Origin of the sequence: Paraburkholderia sediminicola (assembly GCF_046026855.1) — a bacterium.
GTDB classification, from domain to species: domain Bacteria; phylum Pseudomonadota; class Gammaproteobacteria; order Burkholderiales; family Burkholderiaceae; genus Paraburkholderia; species Paraburkholderia sediminicola_A.
The window spans coordinates 1-683 of record NZ_JAQQET010000103.1 but is presented as its reverse complement, the minus strand read 5'-3'; the positions used below and the strand labels follow the sequence as shown (position 1 = coordinate 683).

Genomic DNA, 683 nt, shown 5'->3' with positions numbered 1-683 from the left:
GAGCAGATCGTCACGGATAACCGCGTGCTGTTCCACCGCGTCGCGAATACGCTGAATTATCTCGACATCAAGACGGTGGTGGTGTCGTGCGGCACGTGTTACGACCAGCTTGCCGGCTATGAATTCGAGAAGATATTCCCGGGCTGCCGGATTATCGACATCCACGAATTTCTGCTCGAGAAAGGCATCAAGCTCGAAGGCGTGAACGGCGTGCGCTACATGTACCACGACCCGTGTCACTCCCCGATCAAGACGATGGATCCGGTCAAACTCGTCAATCAGTTGATGGGGTCGGAGAACGACGGCTACAAGATCGAGAAGAACGATCGCTGCTGTGGCGAATCCGGCACACTCGCGGTGACGCGTCCCGACATCTCGACGCAGGTTCGCTTCCGCAAGGAAGAGGAAATGCGCAAGGGCGCCGCAAAGCTCCGCGGCATTCCTTTGGTGGCTGAGGCGGGCGCAAATGGGATCAACGAGGCCAATGCATCGGCCGGCGCGGCGGGTGCGCCGGACGGCTCCGTGCTCAAGGCGGGCAACGGGCCGCAACCGAACGGCGTGACCGAGGTGAAGATCCTGACGAGCTGCCCGTCCTGCCTGCAAGGTCTGTCGCGCTACAACGAAGACTCGGGCACCGAGGCGGACTACATCGTCGTCGAAATGGCACGTCATGTGCTGGGTGA

At 60.5% G+C, this 683-nt stretch carries 1 protein-coding gene; it reads left to right on the top strand.

The genetic code is table 11. From position 1 onward, the window contains the following. On the top strand, nt 1–683 hold a 683-nt coding region (locus PQR40_RS39000), incomplete at both ends, for a DUF3400 domain-containing protein (RefSeq protein ID WP_408511285.1).